This is a genomic window from Acinetobacter sp. 24-47-66, from assembly GCF_056779755.1.
The window spans coordinates 1-500 of the sequence record NZ_JBWYIL010000040.1; the positions used below are offsets into that span (position 1 = coordinate 1).

At 43.8% G+C, this 500-nt stretch carries 2 protein-coding genes; both read left to right on the forward strand.

From position 1 onward, the window contains the following. On the forward strand, positions 1-192 hold a 192-nt coding region (locus tag AC1M84_RS14265; RefSeq protein WP_481595234.1), incomplete at its 5' end, for a proton-translocating transhydrogenase family protein. A gap of 3 nt (positions 193-195) precedes the next feature. Further along, the coding region (locus AC1M84_RS14270; RefSeq protein ID WP_481595235.1) for an NAD(P)(+) transhydrogenase (Re/Si-specific) subunit beta at positions 196-500 on the forward strand (305 nt) is incomplete at its 3' end.

A 500-nucleotide genomic window follows, 5' to 3' on the forward strand; every position in this document is an offset into this window, starting at 1 on the left:
GCGATGATCCAAACTGTTGGTCTACCTGTTATGGGTGTTGAGGGGGCTGTTGATTTTCAAACCATCAATGTGGTGAGTGTATTAGGTGCGATCGCTGTTTTCTTAGCAAGCATTAATATTTTCGGTGGCTTCGCTGTAACCGCTCGTATGCTTGAAATGTTTAAGCCAAAGCAAAAGAAAAAAGAGGGTTAATACATGGAATTTATTCGTGAGTATGCGGATTGGTTTTACCTAATCGGTGCCGTTCTTTTTATCTTAACTTTGCGTGGCTTGTCTGGTCCTAAGACAGCAATTGCAGGTAACCGTTACGGTATGATTGCAATGGCAATCGCCGTGTTAACAACTTTCTTTGTTGCTGATAATCCTGTGGTATGGATGATTGTCGGTGCAATGGTATTGGGTGCGATTGTTGGTATTGCTCGAGCTCGTACAGTGCCTATGACACAAATGCCAGAAACAGTTGCTCTCATGCACTCACTCGTGGGTCTTGCTGCAGTGTT